This is a genomic window from Gemmatimonadota bacterium (genome assembly GCA_016712265.1).
In the GTDB taxonomy this organism is placed as follows: Bacteria; Gemmatimonadota; Gemmatimonadetes; order Gemmatimonadales; family Gemmatimonadaceae; genus RBC101.
Genome location: JADJRJ010000030.1, coordinates 132,439 through 153,714, shown reverse-complemented (window position 1 = coordinate 153,714; position 21,276 = coordinate 132,439). Strand labels below are relative to the sequence as shown.

Genomic DNA, 21,276 nt, shown 5'->3' with positions numbered 1-21,276 from the left:
ACACCGCGTGCGCCGGCCCGACATCACGAGGTCGGGGAGCCTGGGGCGCAGAGCACCTCGAGTTGGCGCGCGACGACCGGCTCGAGCTGGTCGAGGTAGTCCAGGTATTGCCGAGACGCGTCCGGCGCGACCCGCGCCCCCGACGTGATCTTCTCGCGCGCGAGGGGAAGCAGGCCACTCGCCAGTCGCGACAGGTCGCAAGCCTTGACCTCGGGCGCCTCGCTTGCCGCGTGCTGCGAAATGGCCAACGCCGTCGCGCCCAGCAGGAACTGGGACTGCGCGGTGCTCTGCAGGGAGTCGGCGTAGGCCAGGAATCCGAACGCGCGCTCGAAGTCGGCGCGCTGCTTGGTCGCGTTGGCCGCTCGATACACCGCGTTGCCGCGTGCGAGGACGAACTGCACGACGGCTGACCGATCAGCGCCTGACGCAATCGCGCGGTGTGCCTCGACCAACGCACTATCCAGGGCGCCCAGCTCCGCGTGCGCCTGGGCGAGGGCGAGGTGCCCCTGCCCCAGCGACGAGTCGAGGGTCGTGGCGAGCTGCAACTCGCTCACCGCTTCGGCGGTCTTGCCCGCGGTCCGCAGTTCCTGGGCCCGGAGGAGGCGAAGCTCCGCGACCTCCGGGAAGCGCAGGACACCCCGGGCGACCGCGATGCGACTGTCCGTGCGCACGAGGTCCGCATACAGGAGGTAGAGTTTCGGGTCCTTCGGAAAGCGGGCGGCTCCGTCTGCGGCCACCGCCATCGCGCGCAACGTGTCCCCAAACGCGCGCTGCGCCAACGCGTGCCGCCACACGAAGGCACTGTCGTCGCGCGAGACCGGATCCTCCTCGTAGAGGCGCGTGCCGACCCGCACCGCCCCCTCCCACGCACTGGTCGCCGCCAGCGCCTGCCACTGCAGTCGCAGGATTTCGGTGTCGTCCGGCGCGAGCGCCACGAGCCGCGCGGTGAGGGGCACGGCATGCGCGGCGTTACCGCCCCGGAGCAGCGCCGTCGCGACCCGGCGCCCGAGGATCACGTCGGCGGTGTCCGTGGCCACCAGCCGCAGCCACATCGCCGCCGCCTCGGCGCGTTGCCCCAGCGCATCATGCGCCTTCGCGGCGCCATCCATCCCCCACCACGACTCGGGGTGTCGCGCCAACACCTCGCGCGCCTGCGCCAGGAGCTCATTGGCCGGCGCCCCATTGGCGAGCATCGCGCTCACCAGGCAGGTGCGCACCATCACGCCATCGGGAAAGGCGGTCACCCCCGCTCGAGCGTCCGTCACGGCCCGCTGGTTCTCTCCCTCGCGCAGCGCGTTCTCGCAGCGGCGCAACGCCGTCATTTGGCGGCGGTGGGCGAGGACCTGAGTCGCGAGCAGGCTCCCGGCCGAGTCGGCGTTAGGCGCCTCGACCGACGGGAGCGGCTGGATCATGCGGCGGTCGCGCGTGAGCGAGATGCGACCCCAGGCGCGAACGCGCGTGGGGGAAAGCCGGAGCGCTTCCCCTTCCACGATCTCATCGGCGCGCACCTCCCGGGCCAGGGTCCGGATGTGGAACGTGTCCGTGGTCGTCCGATCGATGCTGGCCCGCGTGAGGATCGTCGCCACGCGCCCCTCGTCCACCACCGTGGCCTCGGCGCGGCGAACGCCACGCCCCACGCGCGATCGCACGGCGTCCGCCACCGCATCCGCCAGGCGGCGGTCCTTGCCCTGGAACAGGGGAACCAGGATCACCTGCCGGGTGAACGACTCCTGCCCGAGGAGGGCCCCCGGGAGCATGAGCGCCAGTCCGACGAGGAGGGTGCAGAGCCGCATCCCTGATCGTACCATCCCGGCCGGAGGTTGCCTAGGCGCTGTGATCGGTCAACCTTGCCCCGCCACGGCGACACTGGAGATTGCTGTTGCTGCGTTCCCGGTTCCTCATGCGACCCTCCTTCCTGTTCGCCACCCTCGCATCGGCGTGCCTGGCCGCCCCGCTCAGCGGGCAGGCCAACCGCTGGTGCGACCAGCCGCTGCGTGCCGGCTACGACGCCCTGGAGCGGGTGCGCGTGCGCGACCCCTGGTTCCACGTCTATCGGGTCGACCCGGGGGTGTTTGCCCTGTACGAGCCTTACAACTTCCAGGAGGTCATCTCCTGGCTTATCGTCGGCGCCGAGCGCGCATTGCTCTTCGACACCGGGATGGGCATGAGCCGCATCTCCGCCGTCGTTCGCGAGCTGACCCGTCTCCCGGTCGTCGTGGTCAACTCGCATACCCACTACGACCACGTCGGTGGCAACGCGGAATTCACGGACATCCGCGGCATGGAGACCTGGTTCACCCGCGAGAGCGCCGCGGGCATCCCGCACCGGGCCGTCACCCAGGAGGTCACCCCACAGGCGTTCTGCGCCGCGCGCCTCCGCGTGCCGTTCGACACGTCCACGTACGCCATTCGGCCCTTCACCCTCACGTCCACGGTCCGCGACGGTACGATGATCCCGCTCGGCGGCCGTCAGCTCGAGGTGTTGCACATCCCCGGCCATACACCGGACGCCATCGCCCTCCTCGACCGCGCGGCTGGCCTGCTGTGGACGGGCGACACGTTCTACCCCGGCCCGATCTGGCTCTTCTTCCCCGGAACCGACCACTCGGCCTACACACAGAGTGTATCCCGCCTTGCCGCCCTCGTGCCGACGCTCCGCAAGGTCCTCCCCGCCCACAACGTCCCCGTCGTCGATCCGGCGATCCTGGCGCGTGTCCCTGGTGCGTACGCGCGTGCGCGCGCCGGCCAGATCAAGGGCGAGGAGAAACCGGATGGGCTCATCGAGTATCCGGCCGACGGGTTCTCGTTCCTCATTCGGCGCCCGGAGCCCCCGCTGCGGGTGTTGTTCATCGGGAACAGCTACACCTACTTCAACAACCTCCCCGAGATCGTCGCGGATTTCGCGCGACTCGCGAACACCTCCCGCGAGATCCGCGTGGAGTCGATCGTCCGGGGCGGCGCGACACTCCGCGATCACTGGGACGCCGGCACCGCCCTCGCGCGCCTTCGCGCGACCCCATGGGACTTTGTCGTCCTCCAGGAGCAGAGCATGCTGGGACTCGCGTTGCAGGACGGGCGCCCGACCATCAACGAGCCCGGGTTCTTCCATCATTACGCCCGGCTCTTTGTCGACCAGGTCAAGGCGGCCGGCGCCGTCCCCGTCTTCTTCCTCACCTGGAGTCGACGTGCAACCCCGGAGTTGCAGCCACGCCTGACGCAGGCCTACCAGGAGATCGCGCGCGCCACCGGCGCTCGCCTCGCGTCGGTGGGACCCGCCTGGCAGGCGGTACGCCAGCAACGTCCGGACCTTGAGCTGTACGCGTCGGATGGGACGCATCCCTCCCCCGCCGGATCGTACCTCGCCGCCGCGACGATCTGGTCGACCATCGCGAGCGCCACGCCGCTCGGCCTCCCGCACCGTGCGCGCGGAAGGCTGGTGGTGGATTCCGCCACCGGGTCGCGTTTCAGCGACACGACCGGGTTCCTCGTCCAGCTCCCGGAGTCCGACGCGGCCTTCATCCAGCGCACCCTTGCGGCAACGCGCACCGCCTCCGAGCCGCCGACCGCGTCAGCGCCCGCGACACCGGCCATCACCGCCGCACTTCCCCCACGCGCCCAGCTCCTCGGTGAGTGGAAGGGCCGCATGGCACTCTACGACGACTCCGTCGACGTGACCCTTCAGCTGGCCGACAGCAGCGGACGCCTCGTTGGTCAATGGATCGTGCACGGCGCCGGGTGGTCCTCGAGCACACGCCTCACCCAACCGGGCATCGACGGCAACGCCCTGGCATTCCTCGTGGCCGATCCCCGGTTCCTCGCGCCCACCGAACGCCACCGCGCCGTGTGGGTGGACGGCGCGCTGCACGGCACGGTGAGCGCGGGCACCAGCGAAGTGCCTCCGTTCCTTCGCGGATCGTGGCACCTGCGTCGCGTCTCTCCCTGACCATCGTTCCCATGCTTCAACTGCGTTCCGCCGTCGGCCTCGGCATCCTCATCCTCGTGTGTTGGGCCCTGAGCCGACATCGCGCCGCCATCCAGTGGCGGCTCGTGGCGTGGGGGGTGACCCTGCAGTTGCTCTTTGGGGTCATCGTCCTGCTCACACCGATCGGGACGGCGGTCTTTGGCGGGATCAACACCCTGCTCCTGCAGGTCATGAAGTTCTCGGAGGCCGGCGGCGCCTTCCTCTTCGGCGACCTCATCTTCAACAACGTCCCCGTCGGGAGCGGAACGGCTGGGGGAAACAGCCCACTCACTGACGTCGGGCCGCAGGTCGCGCGCACTGGCGCCTACTTCGCCTTTCACGTCCTGCCGACGATTGTCTTCTTCTCGTCGCTCATGGCCGTGCTGTACTACCTCAAGGTGATGCAGCGCGTGGTGCATGGCGTCGCATGGGTGATGCAACGCACCATGCGCACGTCCGGGGCCGAGACGGTGGCGACCGCGGGGACGATCTTCGTCGGGCTCATGGAGACTCCCCTGCTCGTGCGGCCCTACCTGGAGCGCATGACCCGCTCTGAGGTGTTTGCCTTGATGACCGCGGCCCTCGCCACCGTCAGCGGTGGCGTGATGGTCGCCTACGTGGGGATGCTGTCCCCGTGGTTCCCCGACATCGGCGGGCATCTCGTGTCCGCCTCGGTGATGTCCGCGCCCGCTGCGCTGGTGGTCGCCAAGCTCCTGCTCCCCGAGACGGAGCGGGCGGAGACGGCGACCAGCCTCGCCACCGACGCCGAGTTGTCGCACGACGTGAACCTTGTCGACGCCGCGGGGCGCGGGGCGTCCGAAGGGGCGATGCTCGCGCTCAAGGTGGGAGCGATGCTCGTGGCGTTTCTGGGCTTGCTGGCCATGGCGAACGCCGGCATTGGATGGTTGGGTAGCATCGCCGGCGTCCCCGACCTCACCTTGCAGCGCATCCTGGGGTACCTGTTGGCCCCGGTGGCGTGGATGATCGGCATCCCATGGCACGAGGCACAGGCGGCTGGTCAGCTTATCGGGGTCAAGACCATCCTCAACGAGTTTGTCGCCTTCCGTCAACTCGCCGACCACCTCGCCACGCCAGGCGCCATGGGGGAAAGGTCAGCGATGCTCACCAGCTACGCCTTGGCCGGCTTCGCCAACTTCGGGTCGATCGCCATGCAGATCGCCGGGATGGGTGAGCTGGTCCCCGCCAAGCGGACGATGCTCGCGGAACTCGCCATGCGTGCCCTGATCGGGGGAACCATCGCGGCGCTCATGACAGCGGCGGTGGCCGGCATCCTCGTCCCGTGACATCACCACCCCTTGCTACCGGGGTGGTGTCCGGAACTCTCACGCTCGACACCACGCGGCTTCGCGGCGAGGAGCGGGGGCGCGTCCCGGGTGGTTCCGCCCTCTACGCGGCCCTCGCCGCGCAGATGATCTTGCCGGTGCGCGTGGTGGGTGTGGCGGGAAGTGACTTTCCGCTCGACGCGTTCCCCCCACGTGCAGGGTGGATCGACACCAGTGCGGTCGAGGTCATTCCCGGGCGGACTTTCGAATGGTCGGCGGAATATTCGGACGACGGCAACACGAGGCTTACCCGCGCGCGTGTACCGGGCGTGGAGGTCGGCCACCTCCCGCGCGTGCCGGAACCGGCCTTGATGCACGACTACCTGCTGCTCGCCAGCGCGAACCCGCAGGTGCAGGCTGCCGTACTTGCCGCCTGCCCCGCAGTCCACATGGTGGGCCTCGACAGCATGACGCATTGGTGGCGCGCCGAGCCTGACGCGTTGCGCGCCCTTCTCCCTCGGGTGAAGGTCCTCTTCCTCAACGAGGAGGAGCTCGCGGTGGCAACGAGCCACGGCGACCCCAGGGAGCTGATGACGCTCGGGCCAGATATGGTCGTGGTGAAGTGCGGATCCCGTGGCGCGTGGCTGCAGCGTCGAGGGAGCCCGCGGGTCAGCGTACCAGCCATCCCCGCCACGCTCGTCGACCCCACCGGGGCCGGGGACGCCTTTGCCGGGGCGTTCATGGCGCTGCAACGCGTTAGGCCGGAGCACGACGAGTGGGTGCTGCGCAATGCCGCCCTGGTCGCGGCCTTTGCGGTGGAAGGCGTCGGCACCGCTGGCCTGATGCACGCGGCCACCCCAGGCGTGCTCGATGCCCGGCGAGATGCGGTCGGGGCCGGTGGTGACTTCCTGCACTGACGACACACGGTCATCTTGCATCATGATCGAGCCGCCGCTCTCACCCACCGAACTGCGCATCCTCGGATCGCTCGCGGAAAAAGCGGCGGTCACGCCGGACGCCTACCCGCTGTCGATCGCCGCACTCCTCGCAGCCTGCAATCAGGCCACCAGCCGCGACCCCGTCGTCAGCTATACAGAGGATGACGTGATGCCGGCGCTCGTTGCCCTGCGACGACGCGGGTGGCTGCGCGCCATCCAGCCGGCCGGGTCGCGCGTCACGAAGTACCGCCACCTGCTCGACGAGGCGCTCGACCTCGACCCGCGGCAGATCGCCTTGCTGGGGGTCTTGATGCTCCGTGGGGAGCAAACCGTGGCGGAGCTCTTCTCGCGCACGACGCGGTTGGCCGAATTCGCCGACCATGCCGCGGTCGAGGACGCCTTGGCATCGCTGTGCACGCGCTCCCCCGAACCCCTGGCCATCCTCGTCCCGCGCCGACCTGGCCAGAAGGAGCCGCGCTTCATGCACCTGCTCGGTGGCCCACCGGAGCTCGGCGTGACCAGCGACAGCACGATCGCGCCCGGTCCCTCCACCCTGCCCCCCAACCGGCTCGACGCACTGGAACAGGAGGTGGCCGTGATGCGCCGCGAACTGGCCGAGCTACGCACCGCGTTTGACGCATTCCGACAGCAGTTCGGCTAGTCGCCTCCCAGCGGCGCATTATCTTCCGGACGGTTCGTGGGAGGCATGGCAGAGTGGTTGAATGCACCTGACTTGAAATCAGGCATACCCGCAAGGGTATCGTGGGTTCGAATCCTACTGCCTCCGTGACACCACGCGCCGACTTCGCTTTGTCCGGAGTCGGCGCGTTTCGTTTCCAGAAAGGGCGCGCTAGAAGCTGAAGAAAAACGAGCGCCCACCGCCACCAAACCGCGTGTTCACCACGTTGTTGAACGCTGAGCCAAAGGTGAAGCTCAGGCCAGTGAACATGAAATACTCGTAATTGGTGGCTTGCACCCGGAGCTGCACCAGGCGCTCCTCGTCGGTGAGCCCGGACCCAGGGATCTGCAACTGGTCGCGGATATAGCTGTAGCCGCCGCCAATATTGAAGTTGAGCCCGCGCACGATGCGCCAGTCCGCGTTGCCAAAGACGCCGAAGCGCTTGCGTTGGGCGTCGTGCAGGAACTGCGACGCATTGAGGGAGATGCCCACGCTTCCCCAGGGCTGCACCGCATCGCCCGAGACGACCAGGGAGTGATGGGGACGCGTCTCGGACACGCGGCCGTAGATCGTCGTGTCCACATAGTTCGCCATGCGGAATCCGGGCGAATAGCGGATCAGCACCTGCCGACGCGTGGCCTCGCTGTAGGGAAAGATGTTGTACTCGATCCCCGGCTTCACGCTCGCGTCGAGGTCATAGTTGTTGAACAGGTCCTGTTGGGCGGACGCGTTGACGCCAATAGACCAATGCGTGTTGATGCTCTTGATGATGTCGGCGTTGCCGCCATACTCCCGCTGGATGCGGCTCAGTTCCCCGTCCGACAGCTGGTAGGTCTGGTTGCTGTATTCCCCGCGGGCGTTGAATTGCAGTTTCCACTGCTCGGTCACGCGATTCGCGGAGAGGCGACCGCTGAAGTTCTGCGCGTCCGCGTTGGAGTTGGCATTGAGGTTCGCGTTCATCCCGACGCGATACACCCAGTAGTTCCACCGATCCTTTGTCCCCCGCGATGCCGTGGCTGGCGTGCCTGTCGCGGGTCGGTAGACGACGGAGAGCAGGCGGGCAGCCTCCGTGCCACGCACGTACCGCAACAATCCCTGGGACAGGTTCCGCACCAGTTGCCGGCGGACCTCATCGTCGGTGTCGCCCAGTCGCGTGGTGAAGACCGCCGTGTCCTGCATCGTCGAGCGATTCCCGAGTCCGATGAAGGCCAAGGTGAATTCCGAACCTGCCCCCCCGGTCTGTTGCTGCGTCACGATGACATGGACGTCGGCCAGCATCCGGTCCCGCACAAAGTTCACCCAGGCGATCTCGGTCCGGACAAATTGCTGGTCGCAGAACGCCCGCTGGCAATCCAGGAAGACCTGGGCGGCCGCGCTGGAATCCGCACGCGGCGTTTGGGCGCGCCCGGACGACGCGAGGACAAGGCCGACGGCCGTCGTCCAGAGGATACTCCGTGCGACGAAGCGCATGCAGGTCGTGATTGGAGGGGGGAAACGACCACCGTCAGACCCGCCTTTGACCCCTGCGCACCGCAAAAGGTTTCACCCGGTCCCACACGCCGTTCAGCTACGCGCAGAGGTCCCGCAGCCCGATGTCATCCCATCGGCGGCGGCTTCGGCACCTGCACCTTCCGGCGCTCCCCGGTCCACAACACCAGCGCCCCGCAGCCGTCATTCCGCTGGAACTGCGGCGGCACCGCGGCGGCGCGCGGATACACCTCGACGGCACGCAGCGACGTGGTGGCGACCATCGATTCCAGCAGCCCGCCTTCCCCGACATTGGGGACATAGGCCCCGTCGATGAAGATGTCCGGCGCGCAGGTACGTGCACCAAATCGGTAGGACCGGAAGCGGATGTTCTGCACGTTCCCGCGCATCGGCTCAGACTGCACGAAGACGCCGGGGAGTTCACGCACCAGGTCTGCCACGAGCTGCGGACGGCGGCGTTCGATCTGGCCCTCGTCCACAAAGTGGCCAAGCCCCCGCGCCTGCCGCTCGAGAAACGCCGCGTACGACGGCGATTCGATGGCGCGCTCACCCACGACTTTCACCGTATCGAGGAACTGCTCCTGCTCCGTCAAGATGATCGCAACCTCACCCGGTGCGCCCGCGACCACGTCCACGAGCCTGGACTCCACCATGAACCCCAACGCCCGGGCATCCATCGTCCAGGTGCCTAACGGCAACGCGTCCATCGCGAAGTACCCCTCGCTGTTGGCCGCAGCCTCCACCCCAGCTTCCTCGATCCGCACGCGAGCCCCACCGGCCGGTCGGCCACGCGCGCCCACGACACGCCCGCGGAGCTGGCCCGGTCCAGACAGGAGCGAGTCGCCGGACGGACCCATCCGCCGCATACCCGCGGGCCCCACAAACACGTCCCGCTGAAGGAATCCGCTGGACGGCAGCGTGAATGTCAGGACCCCGCTGGTATCGCGTTCCCCGCCACGGGCCATCAACAACTCCCCGCGCGGCAACCCGCACGCCAGGAACCGGCCCCCGTCGTCGCTCCCCGCCGAGACGGTTGGCGTCTGCTCCTCGACGGTCCGGCCCCGGGCCACAAAGGTGGTCCACTGTACGTCGACCGCCCCGCCCGCAATCACCCCACCATCGGTCGCCCGCCGCAAGCGGCCGACCCATAACCCCGGGGCCTCCGAGCTGTCTCGGCACCACGCCCGTGCAAGGGTGGCCACCCCGGGAATCCCCAGTGGCACCGTGACCTGCTGCGCCTCGTTGATCGAGAGCCGCGCCAGCGGAAGGTCCAGCCCGAGCGCATCCAGGACGGCATGCGTGAAGCCCAGCACCCACACGCCCGGTGTCGCGCCGGCAATCACGTACGTGCCAACGCTATCGGTCGCTCCTGCCAACTGTTGCCCGGGGTTGTCCGCGCGCACCATTTGCACCACCGCGCCAGCCAGGGGACGCCCGGCGAGCGAGTCCCACACCGTCCCACGTACCTCGACCTGCGCGCCCAGCGGACGGAGCGCCACGGTCCACATGGCAACGCACGCCAGTCGATAGCAACCGAAGCCTTGCACCATCCGCTGCAGGACCTTCAGGTAGGTCGATCCGAACACCACGCGGCAACTCCGCTTGAGGTGCAGCCAAAGATGACGCCATCGCGCGATTCTCGCACGGCCCTGCCGCCCACCGATGGCTCGCGGCTACGTTGACCAACAGCTCCTCGCCCTTGTTCGGCGAAGGGCGTCGTGCCCCCTGCGCGTCACCAGGTCAACAACCACCGCCACACCGCACCCCACCCATGAACCCATCCCACGGCCCGCTTGCCGGCCTCAAGGTCATCGAGTTCGCGGGGATCGGACCCGCGCCGTTTGCCGGGATGATGCTCGCCGACATGGGGGCCACCGTCGTTCGGATCGATCGGCACGCGCCCAAGGCCCTGGACGGTGGGGCGGTCGACCTGCTCATCCGCGGCCGGCCCACCGTGTACCTCGACCTGAAGGCGGACGCCGATCGCGCGCGCTGCCTCCACGCGCTCGACCACGCCGACGTCCTCATCGAGGGCTTCCGTCCCGGCGTCATGGAACGGCTCGGCCTCGGCCCGGACGTGGTCCACGCTCGCAACCCCAGGCTGGTCTACGGACGGGTCACCGGTTGGGGCCAGGACGGGCCACTCGCCACCACCGCCGGACACGACATCAACTACATCGGGCTCACCGGCGCCCTGCACGCCATCGGTGGAGTTGAAGGCCCACCAACGCCCCCGCTCAATCTCGTCGGCGACTTCGGCGGCGGCGGGATGCTCCTCGCGTTTGGCGTTGCCTGCGCCATCCTGCAAGCGAGGGCGACGGGACGCGGCCAGGTCGTTGACGCCGCCATGGTGGATGGCGCCTCGCTCCTCATGGCCCAGGTGTACGGACTCCGGGCTTCCGGCATGTGGCCGGGCGACCGCGGGACCAACACGCTCGATGGCGGGGCGCACTTCTACCGGTGCTACGAGTGCGCCGACCGCCGATGGGTCGCCGTGGGTGCCATAGAGACGAAGTTCTACGAGGCCCTCCTGGGCGGACTCGGCCTGACCGACCCGGCCTTCCGCGACCAGTGGGACCGGGACCAGTGGCCGGCCTTCGCCGCCCGCTTGGCCGCCGCCTTCCGCGCGAGGCCACGAGACGCCTGGATCGATCAGTTCGCCGGGACGGATGCCTGCGTCACCCCGGTACTCACGATCGAGGAGGTCGCGCTCCACCCGCACCACCAGGCCCGTGAGGCGTACCGCCCACGCACCGACGCTGTCGAGCCCGCCCCCGCCCCCCGCTTTTCGCTCACGCCCCCCTCCGAAGGCACGAAACCCACCTGGGACGAGGCCCTCTCCGCGTTCGGTCTCGACCGACCCTGATTCCGGCGCCACGCGCCCTGCCCTCGCCGCCCCTCCCCTGTTAAACTCCCGTCGCACGACCGGGAGACGTGGCCGAGAGGCTGAAGGCGGCGGTTTGCTAAACCGTTATAGGGTCAAAAGCCCTATCGAGGGTTCGAATCCCTCCGTCTCCGTACAGGACACCCCATGGGCGGCAGGCGGCAGGCGGCAGACGGTTTCCGTCTCGACCTCCGCCCTGCCGCTTTGTCTTTCCCACATGACCGCCACCCCACGCCTCCGCTTCGCCCCCTCGCCCACCGGCTATCTGCACGTGGGCGGCGCGCGCACGGCCCTCTTCAACTGGCTCTACGCCCGCAAGACCGGCGGCAAGTTCCTCCTCCGCGTCGAGGACACCGACAAGGCGCGCAGCACCGACGAAAGCACCCGCGCGATATTCGAGGGCCTCACCTGGCTCGGCCTCGACTGGGACGAAGATGTCGTCTTTCAGGGCGCCAACGTCGAGCGGCACCAGCGTGATGCCTTCCAGCTGCTCGACGCCGGACTCGCTTACCGCGACTTCACGACCGCCGAGCAGCTGGACCAGCTGCGCAAGAACGCCGAATCCCGCGGCGAAACCTTCACCTTCGACCGCCGCCTGGCCGAACTCTCGCCAGCGGAGCTGCAGGCACGCCTCGACCGCGGCGACCCCTACACGATCCGCTTCCGCGTCCCCGAGGGCAGCACGTCCTGGGATGACCTGGTGCACGGCACCATCACCTTCCCCAACAAGGACATCGACGACTTCATCATCCTGCGCTCGGACCGGACGCCGATCTACAACTTCGCCGTGGTCTCCGATGACATCGCCATGGGGATCACCCTGGTCATGCGCGGCGACGATCACATCAGCAACACGCCGAAGCAGATCCTGTTGTACCAGGCGTTAGGCGCTTCCCTGCCCACCTTCGCGCACCTTCCGATGATCCACGGGATGGACGGGAAGAAGCTCTCCAAGCGACACGGCGCCACCGCGGTCGGCGACTACCAGCACCTCGGCATCCTCCCGGGGGCGATGCGCAACTTCCTCGCCCTCCTTGGCTGGTCCCCCGGCGACGATCGCGAGGTCATGGACATGCCCGAGCTGATCGACGCGTTCACGGGTGACGGACTGCTCAAGAAGGCCAGCGTCTTCGACCTCAAGAAGCTCGAGTGGATGAACGGCCAGCACATGATGCGGCTCCCGCTCGAGGACCTGGCGGCATACCTGCGCCCGTTTGTCATCGAGGCCAACCTCGCCGATGCGGCCCGGCTGGAGACTCGCCACACGTGGTGGCTACACCTGCTCGACCTCCTGCGCGTGCGCGCCCGCACCATCAATGAGCTGGTGCGGCAGGCCCGGCCGTATTGGAGCACCACCGTGGAATTCGAGGAGGCCGCCGTCGCCAAACACTGGAAGGACGCTCCCGCGGCCGCGGCCCTGCTCACCTCGGCGCGCACCGCGCTCGCCGCCGCCCCCGACTGGACCCCCGTCACCACCGAGGCCGTGCTACGCACGGTGGCCGAGCAGGCGGGGGTTGGGGCGGGCAAGCTCTTCCAACCGCTCCGCGTCGCGCTCACCGGCACCGGCGAGAGCCCGGGCATGTTCGACGTGCTCACCGTCCTGGGCCGCGACAGCACGCTGCAGCGCCTCGACGCTGCCCTCGCCCGGCTCGCGGAGACGGCGTGATGGCACCCCAAACCATGCACTGCTACACGAGGCCGTCGTGCACGACCCGCTGACCCCCATCGAGCGGAAAGTCTACCACTTCCTGCTCGACTTCCTCGCCGAACACACCTACCAGCCGAGCGTCCGCGAGATTGGCCGCAAGGTGCGCATCCCCAGCACCAAGACGGTGACCGAAGTCCTGGCCCGGCTGGAGGACAAGGGGTTCCTCGAGCGGGAGCACGCCCGTTCACGCGGGGTGAAGATCGTCGGCTTCTCCAGCATTGGCGGCGTACAGCCCATCCCGCTCTACGCCCGCGTGAACCCGGTCGCCCCATACCTCACGAGCGAGAACCGCGAGCGCTTCGTCGGCGTCGACCGCAGCCTGGTCCTCACCGATGACTCGTTCCTGCTGCGAGTTGTTGGGGACGAGTTGGCGCTGCGGGGGATCCTCGCCGGAGACCTCGCCCTCGTGAGTCCATCCACCCGCGCCATCGATGGAGAACTCGTGGCGGCGCGCATCGGCGGACACGTCACCGTGCGCCTGATCGGTCACCTCGGCGCCGTCGTCTCGCTCAGCACCGGGACCGCCGGGGAACCCGAGACCTTCCTCGGCCCCACCGACGACTTCGCCATCCTCGGCGTCGTGACCACGGTGGTCCGCAGCCTCCGCGCGCCCGCCCCAGACGAACCGTATTAGTCGCTCGGGGACGAGCCCATCCTCTGGGAGGGCTCGCTGCCCCGTCCGCCTAACGACCGTCCGAAATCACCTTCACCGGGGCGGCCTTCTTCTTTTTCTCGGCTTCTTTCTGTTCGCGCTCCTTCCGCGCACGGATCGCCTTGACCGCCTGCCGGAACTCCTCCTCGTTCATCGCCATCTGCGCCTGGCTGATGATCTCCGACCGCATCGCCGCCAGCCGACGCTCCCGATCGATCGCGATCGGGTTCCCCTGCATCTGGTTCAGTGGCAGGAGGCCGAGGAGTGCGGTGGGAATCGAGACCTTGCCAAGCCGGATGAACTTCTGGTCAATCCCGAACTTCTTCCCGTCCTTCGTCTCGTACGTCCAGTCGCCGCGCTCGAACTTGTTCGGCTGGTAGGTGTTCGCCGCCACCGAATCTCGGAAGGCGTACACGCGGGCCGCGACCGCGCTATCCAGCTTGGCGTCCCCCTCCAGTGCCGCGGCATATACCGGCTCCGCCTGAATCCAGACACGCGGCTCCGTATAACCCGGCTGCACGCCGCGGACCGGACCGCGGCCCGTTGCGAGGGGACCGGTCGCCGGACCGGCTGGGGCCGCTGGAATCCCCTCGGGTACCGCCGACGGCGCCACGAGCGAGGTGGGCGGCCCGGCGGGTGGACCCTCCGTTGCCGTCGGTGCGGCGGCCGGCGGTGCAGATACCGGCTCGGCAGCTTCCGGGCGACGCGCAGGGACGACCCGCGGTTGCGCGACCATCTCGATGCGCGGCGGGACCTGGACGTACGTAATCCGCTGCTCCCGGTCGGCCGTGGCCTCCCCGCGCTCGAGGAACGCATCAATGACCCGCGGGAACTGCAGCACCTGCCACAGCCCGGCCACCACCAACAGGTGGACCAGCACAGAAACCGAGGTCGCCCGGATTCGCCGACCCGGAGCGCTCCCCTCCTCCTGCGTGGTCCCGCGGTCCCGCAGCGTCAGCATGGCTTGATGTTACAAGGTCGCAACGACGGGCGGCAGAGTCGCCCTCACAGGACACGCCAAGCGGCCCCCTCCCTCTGTCCCGTCCCGGTCGGCCGGGGTTGCCGCGAACAGGCCCCTATTTGACCGGATTGGACACCCTGGAATACCCCACGACCTCGATTTCGACCACATCCCCGGGCGACAGCTTGCTGATCCCCGCCGGCGTCCCCGTCGCCACGATGTCGCCCGGCTCCAGCGTCATCACGTGCGAGATGTGGGACAGGCAGAACGGGATCGAGAAGACCATCTGGTTCGAATTGCCTCGTTGCTTCTCCACTCCATTCACGCGGGTCACCACCTCGATGTTCCCAAGGTCGACCGACCCCGTCCACGGAGCCCCCACGGCGCAGAAGGTGTCGAACCCCTTGGCCCGGGTCCATTGCGAGTCCTTTCGCTGGAGGTCGCGGGCGGTCACGTCATTCACGGCCACAATGGCTCGCACCGCCGCCGCACACTCGGCTTCCGACGCGTTCTTGAGGGTCGCGCCGATCACCACGCCGATCTCGCCCTCGTGCTCCACTTGCGACGACTGGGGCGGCAGCACGATGGCCTCACCATCGCCGATCAGGCTCGAGGGCGGCTTGAGAAAGAACAACGGCTCCTTGTCAGGGACGGCGTTGCCAAGCTCCTTCGCATGCTCGACGTAGTTGCGGCCAATGCAGACAATCTTGGACGGGCGGGCGCTCATGGGACGGATCGTGAGGGGTTGGGATAGGCCGGAAACTAAGCGAGGCACCAGAAGGCGCCCACGCGGGGAGCGTGGTCTCCGAAGGCGCTCGTTAGCGCCGCCCATTTGCTCGGTAAAATCGACGCACGGCCGCTTCCACTTCGGCCCAGGAACCAATCACCTGCTGTGCCGGCGGCAGCCCATCCAACAGCTCCTCGCCGTATCGCTTTGAACAGACTCGCGAATCCATCAAGAGCACGACACCGCGATCGTCCCGCGTCCGGATCAGCCGGCCGAACCCCTGCTTGAGGCGCAACGCGGCATGAGGCAGCATGTACTCCTGAAACGGGTCCCCACCGCGCGCCTCGATCGCCTCACAGTGCGCTGCGGTCAGCGGCTCGGTCGGTACCCGAAACGGCAGCTTCGCAATCACCAGACCGCGCAGGGCGTCGCCGGGTACGTCCACCCCCTCCCAGAACGACGATGTGCCGAGCAAGACCGCGTTACCGGACTCCCTGAACCGGCGGAGCAACGCATCGCGCGTTTCCTCGCCGTGTACAAGAAGTGGAAAACTCCCACCAAGCCCTCGTTGGCGTAACTCACGCGCCGCCTCGCGCACGTCCCGGTGACTCGTGAACAGCCCAAAGACCCCCCCGCCCGCAGCCTGAGCCACCAGAGAAATCCCCTGCAGCACAGCGGCGAAGTGTTCATCACCGTTGACGTTAGGCGCTGGCACATCATGCGGAATGGCAAGTAGGGACTGGGCGCGGTAGTCAAACGGAGAGGCGAACGCTCCCTCCTCCGGCTCAACATCATCCTCGTCGAGTCCGAGCCGGTTGCGCATGAAATCGAAGCGCCCCTCGGTCGCCAGCGTGGCACTGGTGACAACCGTCGTCTCCACCCGGCGAAAGAGGTCATCCCGGAGGATGGGGGCCAGTGCGAGGGGAACGGCCGTCGCCACCAGCGAGCGCTCCTTCCCGCGCACTTCGAGCCACCGCACCGTCCGCGCCGCAGACGCAGGCCGCAGGGCCTGGCGCAGCGCGTCTCCGGCCAACTCCAGCCGGCGCGACACCCCCCGCAACTCCCCGAGCAGGGTGCCATTCAGGTCCATCAAGCGCTCGTCGGCCTCCATGCGATCCTTGATGAGCCGGAGGTTGTCCGCCATCAACTGGAACTCGCGCAGCAGGTCCTCCAACGCGCCGTCAAGTCCCGCCTTCCAGACCGGGTGCTCATCAAAGTCCCTCGTCAGGCGCATGACCGCGAGATTCGACTCCTGCATCAGTCCATCGAGCAAGTCAAAGACGATCCCTGCCTTGTCCCGGGCGGCGAGTGCCGAAGGAAAGAGCTTGGCATGGACCAGGTCCAGCGACGCCACGCTCAGCAGGTCTTTGCGTGCCCCCAAGCGTTGCGACAGCGTGGGAAGCAACCCTCTCCCGCGTCGCTCCAATCGGGAGAACAAGCGCTGCACCCCGCGCGATGAAACCGTAGCCCCAAGATGTTTGGCCGCGGCGTCCTCGAGGTGGTGCCCTTCGTCGACCACCAGTCGCTGGAACGGCGGGAGCACGGCCGCCTCATCCCAGTTCTGCGAGGCGCGGCGGACCGCCAGGTCGGCCAGCAGCAAGTGGTGGTTCACGACCACGACATCTGCCTGCGCCGCCTCACGACGCGCCGCGAAGAGGAAGCACTTGTCGAAGTGCGGGCACTTGAGTCGTTGGCACAGGTCCGGCTCGGCCGAGACCTCGTCCCACACCTCACTGCGCGGCGCTTCGGCGAGGTCGCTGAGCGAGCCGTCCTTCGTGCCGGCCGCCCACGCCTCGATCATGTCGAGCTCCTGCCCGTGCCCGTCGTCGAACAATGTCCCCCCGGCCCCCCGGGCCTGCTCGAGCCGGAGCAGGCACAGGTAGTTCCGCCACCCCTTGAGCAAGGCGAACCGCACCGGCTGGTCGGCCATGGCCCCAGCGAGAAACGGCAGGTCCTTCCCGACCAGCTGTTCCTGCAGGTTGATCGTGTTCGTCGAGACCACCGTGCGTTCGCCGTTCGCCGCGGCCCAGCGGAGCGCCGGTACGAGGTAGCCTAACGACTTTCCTACCCCGGTCCCCGCCTCCAGCAACCCGACCCCGCCGCTGTTGTACAGGCGGGCGATCGCGCGCGTGTAGGCACGTTGGGTCGGTCGGTCTTCATAGCGCCCCAGGTGGGTGGCGATGGGGCCATCCGGCCCGAGGTCGTCGTCCAGGGCATCGAGGTCGAGCGGGGCGGCGCGGCGCGGCCGCGGAACCTCCACCACGACATAGACATCAGACGCGTCGTTATTGGTGATTGCGAACCCGATCCCGTCGTCGTGCATCCGCGCGGCAATCTCGAGGTCAGGACCAGACGGCTCCAGCACCCCCGACGGATGGTTGTGGAGCAACATTTCCCCGCGGCGCGCGAACCCCGGCAGGGCGAGCACGCTGCGCACATCCCCGCGGGCCACAACTCGCGCCGACGCGAGGACGCCGTCCTCGTCGATGGCCGCGACAAAACACACCTCCCGCCCCCCCGCGAGTTGAATCGCGGTGCGCACGGCAGCGGCAGCGGAGGGTGTGATGCGGGACATGGGGTCTCAGGGGCGACAGACGGCTCGTCGCAGCCTAGCTACGCCGCTCAATCGCGCAAGCGCATTTTCGCGCAACGCGCAGGATGTCGATGGGATGGAGGGATCCGGCGCCCGCCGCGGCGCGAGGGCGCATCGGCGGCCGGACGGCGGACTCTCACCTGCGACTATCGCATACGTCAGGCGATTCGGACTTCTGCCGACTGCCGTCTGCCGTCCGCCGTCTCAATCCTCGCCAGCCGTTTCGACCCTCGCCCCGCCCCTACGTCTTCAACGGCTTCTTCTTCGCCGCCGGAAAGAGCACGTTGTTGAGGATCAGCCGGTACCCCGGCGAGTTGGGATGCAACGCCAGGTCCGTCGGGGCGGCGCCAATGTTGTGCTGGGGATCCTCCGGGTCATGCCCGCCAAGGAAGGTGAACGACCCCTTGCCGTAGTCCCCATGCAAGTACTTCGCCCACGGAGCCCCCTCTTCCTGCGCGAGGATCGTGACCCCCTGCTTGATCGTCGACCGCGTGAACGACGTCGTCACCCCGTAAAAATCGGGGATCACGTTGCGGGAGTTCTGGACCAGCATCGTCGCCACGGGGTCGAACTTCGCCGAGAAACTGAACAGGCTGAATTGCCCCAACGGCTGGCGGCGGCCGGGCACGTTCACCTGGTGCCCATCAATGTCACTCATCGAGTTCACAAACGGCGACGGCTCCAGGTGCACCCCGCGGAAGCCGAACGAGCGATCCCAATCCAGCTTCTGGTCCGCCGCCTCGTCGACCGGCGTGTTATCCGCAAAACTCCCGGCGATGTCCGTCTGGTGCGCGGCAATCGCCAGCGCCAGCGTCTCGGTCGCACCGCACATCGCAAACAGGAACCCCCCGTTCTCGACAAACTGCCGCATGCGTTCCGCCACCTGCTTCTTCAGCGCCGGGATGTTCGGCATTCCCAGCTTCCGCGCCGTGGCCAGCTGCGCGTCCCGCTGCTCGATGAACCACGGCGTGTCCCGGAAGCCCAGGTACAGCTTGTTCAGCTGCCCCGTGAAATCCTCGTGGTGCAGGTGCAGCCAGTCGACCTTGGTCAGGTCCCCGTTCATGACCTCCTCGTCATACACGGACGTGAAGTCGATCCCCGCATACTTGAGCGCCAGCGACACCGCGTCATCCCACGGCGGCGACTTGAGCGGCTTGTAGATCGCGATCTTCGGGGCCCGCTCCAACGACACGACATCCATGTTGGCCGAGGCGATCTCGGTGCGGAGCGCCCCCACGTCAGGGGCGGAGATCGGCTCGAAGGTGATCCCGTCGAGCGTCGCCCGCTTTCGGACATCCGAGACGTCGGGCAGGAGGAACGACCCCCCGCGATAGTTCAGCAACCACTCTGCCTTGTTCCCGTCGCGCAGGGCGTTGAACACCAGGCCGTACGCCTTCAGCGCATTCCCCTGGCGGTCGTCCATGGGGACGAGCAGCTGTTGCTGCGCGCTCACCGATCTCGCCGCGATGGACCCGATCGCACCCATCGCCAAGACCAACACGTATCGCAAACGCAAAGTCATCTCAGTTCGCCGGTTAGCCATCAAGTCTTGGTACCCCTGCTTCGTCTCTTCCCCGCTCCGCACCACGCGGCACCATCCCGCGCACCTCGTCCATCTCCCTGCGTGCCTGCGGAACGAGTGCACTCTGCGGCCAGGTCAGGATCAGGTGCTCGAGGTGCGCCAGGGCCCCCGCCGCATCCGAACGCTGGCGCAATACACGCGCCCACGCCAGCTCTGCTTCAGCGGCCTCCGGGGCATCCGCGTGGGACTCCACCAGGGACGTCCAAAGCAGGATCGCGTGCGCCGTGTCTCCCACGGCACGCGTGGCATACAGGCGCGCCGCAAGCCCAAAAAGGAACGGAGCAGCGTCTTTCACCTCATTCCCCACCACCTCGAACGCGCGGGCCGCTGCAGCCGTGTCCCCGCGTGCCAAGGTCAAGAACGCCGCCCCCGCCGCCGGGGACTGCTCCACCCGCGTCCGCGAGAGGAACGCCATCGCCGTCACCACGTCGTTGTTTGGTTCATCCGTGCGTCGCAGCCCGCGGCGAGCCTCGGCAAATGATCCGGCATACAGCGCCAGCCAGGCCGCGACGCGTTCCCCTTCCTCGGTGTTGGGGCCGCCGGCCTCCAGCGCCGCGCGCGCCTTCTCCAGGTCACCGCCGCGAATCCAGGCCCACGCGAGAGCCCGTTGGGCGCCCTTCCGTGCCTCGACATCCAGGAGGCCGTCGCGCGCCTTGAGTTCGCGCTCGGCGTCCCGTGCCCGCCCAAGCGCACCTAACGAGCGCACCCGCAGCAGCGTGACCGTGGCCGCCATCCCCGAATCCCCGGCGGCCGTCACCCGGTCCAGCATCCCCAGCGCCGACGCCGGATCGCCGCCATTGAGCGCCATGGTCGCCGCGCGAATCGCCACCGCCCGATCCTTCGGGCGTTCGGCGGACACGCGACCGAACGCATCGCGCGCGGTCAGCCACGCCTCGTTCGCCTCGGCGTCGCGCGCGAATTCGAGCCAGGCACCCACCACGGAATCGGTCGGCGCCAGCTCGGCGAGCACCTCCCACGCCGTCCGGGGCGCATGCCACTTCAGCTCCAGCCCCGACAAGACGCGCCGCGCCCCCAGGGTGGTCGGCTCCCCACGAAACACCTCGCGCACCGAATCCCGCAGGGCCGCCGGCACGGGCATCAGGGAAAACACGGCCGCCTGCTCCAGGTACGACTGGGACTCGGCCGCCTCGCGCCAGCTGTGTGCTGCCGGTACCCACAACCCAAGCGCCGACTGCATCTGGGCATACTCACTCGCCAGCTCCTTGCGCGATCCCAGCGCCGCGGCTGCCTCCTGCAGGACGCTGTCCGCCGCGCGCGCACGTCCGATCTCCAGCAACACCTGCGCGTACATGCGGTAGGGCGTCGCATCCTTCGGGCTCAGGCTCGTCCATTGCCCAAAGGCAATCCGCAGGTCGTCATCCCGCCGAATGGTGCTCAACGTTCGCAGTTGGACGGTCCGCAGGGTGGGATCGGACGGCTTGCGAAGCAGCAACGAGTCCAGCACCGGCACCAGCGAGTCCGGCCGCCCCACCATCGCATAACACCGCTCGAGTCCGAGCACCGCCCCCACGGGATCCTCACTCGCGAGCGCCTGCCGATACAGCGGGATCGCCTCCCGGCACTTGTTGTCGCCCTCCAGGTCGAGCGCGCGCGTGAGCGCCACTTCAACCGAAGTCGCCTGCGCCAGCATCCGTGCCGCGCTGGTGACCAGCAAGGCCAGCACCAGCAGCGCGCGCCCCAGCGCGCGCGTGCCGTCTGCCGTCTGCCGTCTGCCATCCAACTTCAGGCACCTGCCGTCAGCCGTCTGCCGTCTGCCGTCTGCCGTCAGAGACCCCCCGTCAGCCGTCTCCCGCCCTCGC

Annotated in this window: 15 protein-coding genes and 2 tRNA genes; 9 read left to right on the top strand and 8 right to left on the bottom strand. The window is 68.2% G+C overall.

What is annotated here, in order from left to right; all coding sequences use genetic code 11:
* Positions 1-23: 23 nt before the first annotated feature.
* Positions 24-1,793: a hypothetical protein gene (locus tag IPK85_15960; GenBank protein MBK8248875.1), complete on the bottom strand. Its 1,770-nt coding sequence runs from the start codon at positions 1,791-1,793 to the stop codon at positions 24-26.
* A gap of 107 nt (positions 1,794-1,900) precedes the next feature.
* Here IPK85_15960 and IPK85_15955 point away from each other — a divergent pair, with 107 nt between their 5' ends.
* From IPK85_15955 to IPK85_15935, 5 genes are all read left to right on the top strand, one after another.
* Entirely contained in the window at positions 1,901-3,943 is a 2,043-nt protein-coding gene (locus IPK85_15955; GenBank protein ID MBK8248874.1) for an MBL fold metallo-hydrolase, read from the top strand.
* 11 nt (positions 3,944-3,954) lie between these two features.
* The gene (locus IPK85_15950) at positions 3,955-5,265 is read left to right on the top strand and encodes a NupC/NupG family nucleoside CNT transporter (protein ID MBK8248873.1); all 1,311 of its coding nucleotides are present in this window, start codon (positions 3,955-3,957) and stop codon (positions 5,263-5,265) included.
* A complete protein-coding gene (locus tag IPK85_15945) occupies positions 5,262-6,161 on the top strand; it encodes a hypothetical protein (GenBank protein MBK8248872.1) in 900 nt (299 codons plus the stop codon). The genes IPK85_15950 and IPK85_15945 overlap by 4 nt, the downstream gene beginning before the upstream one ends.
* 22 nt (positions 6,162-6,183) lie before the next feature.
* Positions 6,184-6,843 (top strand): YceH family protein, encoded by a 660-nt coding sequence (locus IPK85_15940; GenBank protein ID MBK8248871.1) that lies wholly within the window; start codon positions 6,184-6,186, stop codon positions 6,841-6,843.
* Between the two features lie 39 nt (positions 6,844-6,882).
* Positions 6,883-6,969, top strand: a tRNA-Ser gene (locus IPK85_15935).
* A gap of 63 nt (positions 6,970-7,032) precedes the next feature.
* Here IPK85_15935 and IPK85_15930 read toward each other — a convergent pair.
* Together IPK85_15930 and IPK85_15925 are read right to left on the bottom strand one after the other, a co-directional pair.
* Positions 7,033-8,331, bottom strand: a complete 1,299-nt coding sequence (locus IPK85_15930) for a DUF481 domain-containing protein (GenBank protein MBK8248870.1) — start codon at positions 8,329-8,331, stop codon at positions 7,033-7,035.
* Positions 8,332-8,456: 125 nt separating this feature from the next.
* Positions 8,457-9,938, bottom strand: coding sequence for a carboxypeptidase regulatory-like domain-containing protein (locus IPK85_15925; protein MBK8248869.1), 1,482 nt, complete (start codon positions 9,936-9,938; stop codon positions 8,457-8,459).
* A 182-nt stretch (positions 9,939-10,120) separates the two neighbouring features.
* On the opposite strand from IPK85_15925, the gene IPK85_15920 reads away from it, so the two are divergent.
* From IPK85_15920 to lexA, 4 genes are all read left to right on the top strand, one after another.
* Positions 10,121-11,215, top strand: coding sequence for a CoA transferase (locus IPK85_15920; protein ID MBK8248868.1), 1,095 nt, complete (start codon positions 10,121-10,123; stop codon positions 11,213-11,215).
* A gap of 62 nt (positions 11,216-11,277) precedes the next feature.
* Positions 11,278-11,367: transfer RNA gene (locus tag IPK85_15915), tRNA-Ser, on the top strand.
* An 83-nt stretch (positions 11,368-11,450) separates the two neighbouring features.
* Positions 11,451-12,899 carry a glutamate--tRNA ligase gene (locus tag IPK85_15910; protein MBK8248867.1) on the top strand — a complete coding sequence of 483 codons (1,449 nt, stop codon included), beginning with the start codon at positions 11,451-11,453 and terminating at the stop codon, positions 12,897-12,899.
* Between the two features lie 37 nt (positions 12,900-12,936).
* A complete protein-coding gene (lexA, locus tag IPK85_15905) occupies positions 12,937-13,575 on the top strand; it encodes a repressor LexA (GenBank protein MBK8248866.1) in 639 nt (212 codons plus the stop codon).
* Positions 13,576-13,624: 49 nt separating this feature from the next.
* Here lexA and IPK85_15900 read toward each other — a convergent pair whose 3' ends face one another.
* The 5 genes from IPK85_15900 to IPK85_15880 all read right to left on the bottom strand — a co-directional run bounded on the left by IPK85_15900 (position 13,625) and on the right by IPK85_15880 (position 21,197).
* Complete coding sequence (locus tag IPK85_15900; protein ID MBK8248865.1) at positions 13,625-14,554, bottom strand: hypothetical protein; 930 nt, start codon at positions 14,552-14,554, stop codon at positions 13,625-13,627.
* 115 nt (positions 14,555-14,669) lie between these two features.
* A complete protein-coding gene (locus IPK85_15895; GenBank protein MBK8248864.1) occupies positions 14,670-15,281 on the bottom strand; it encodes a fumarylacetoacetate hydrolase family protein in 612 nt (203 codons plus the stop codon).
* Between the two features lie 91 nt (positions 15,282-15,372).
* A complete protein-coding gene (locus IPK85_15890) occupies positions 15,373-17,856 on the bottom strand; it encodes a helicase (GenBank protein ID MBK8248863.1) in 2,484 nt (827 codons plus the stop codon).
* 259 nt (positions 17,857-18,115) lie between these two features.
* Positions 18,116-19,360, bottom strand: a complete 1,245-nt coding sequence (locus IPK85_15885; GenBank protein ID MBK8248862.1) for an asparagine synthetase B — start codon at positions 19,358-19,360, stop codon at positions 18,116-18,118.
* Between the two features lie 49 nt (positions 19,361-19,409).
* Positions 19,410-21,197, bottom strand: a complete 1,788-nt coding sequence (locus tag IPK85_15880) for a hypothetical protein (protein MBK8248861.1) — start codon at positions 21,195-21,197, stop codon at positions 19,410-19,412.
* Positions 21,198-21,276: the final 79 nt, after the last annotated feature.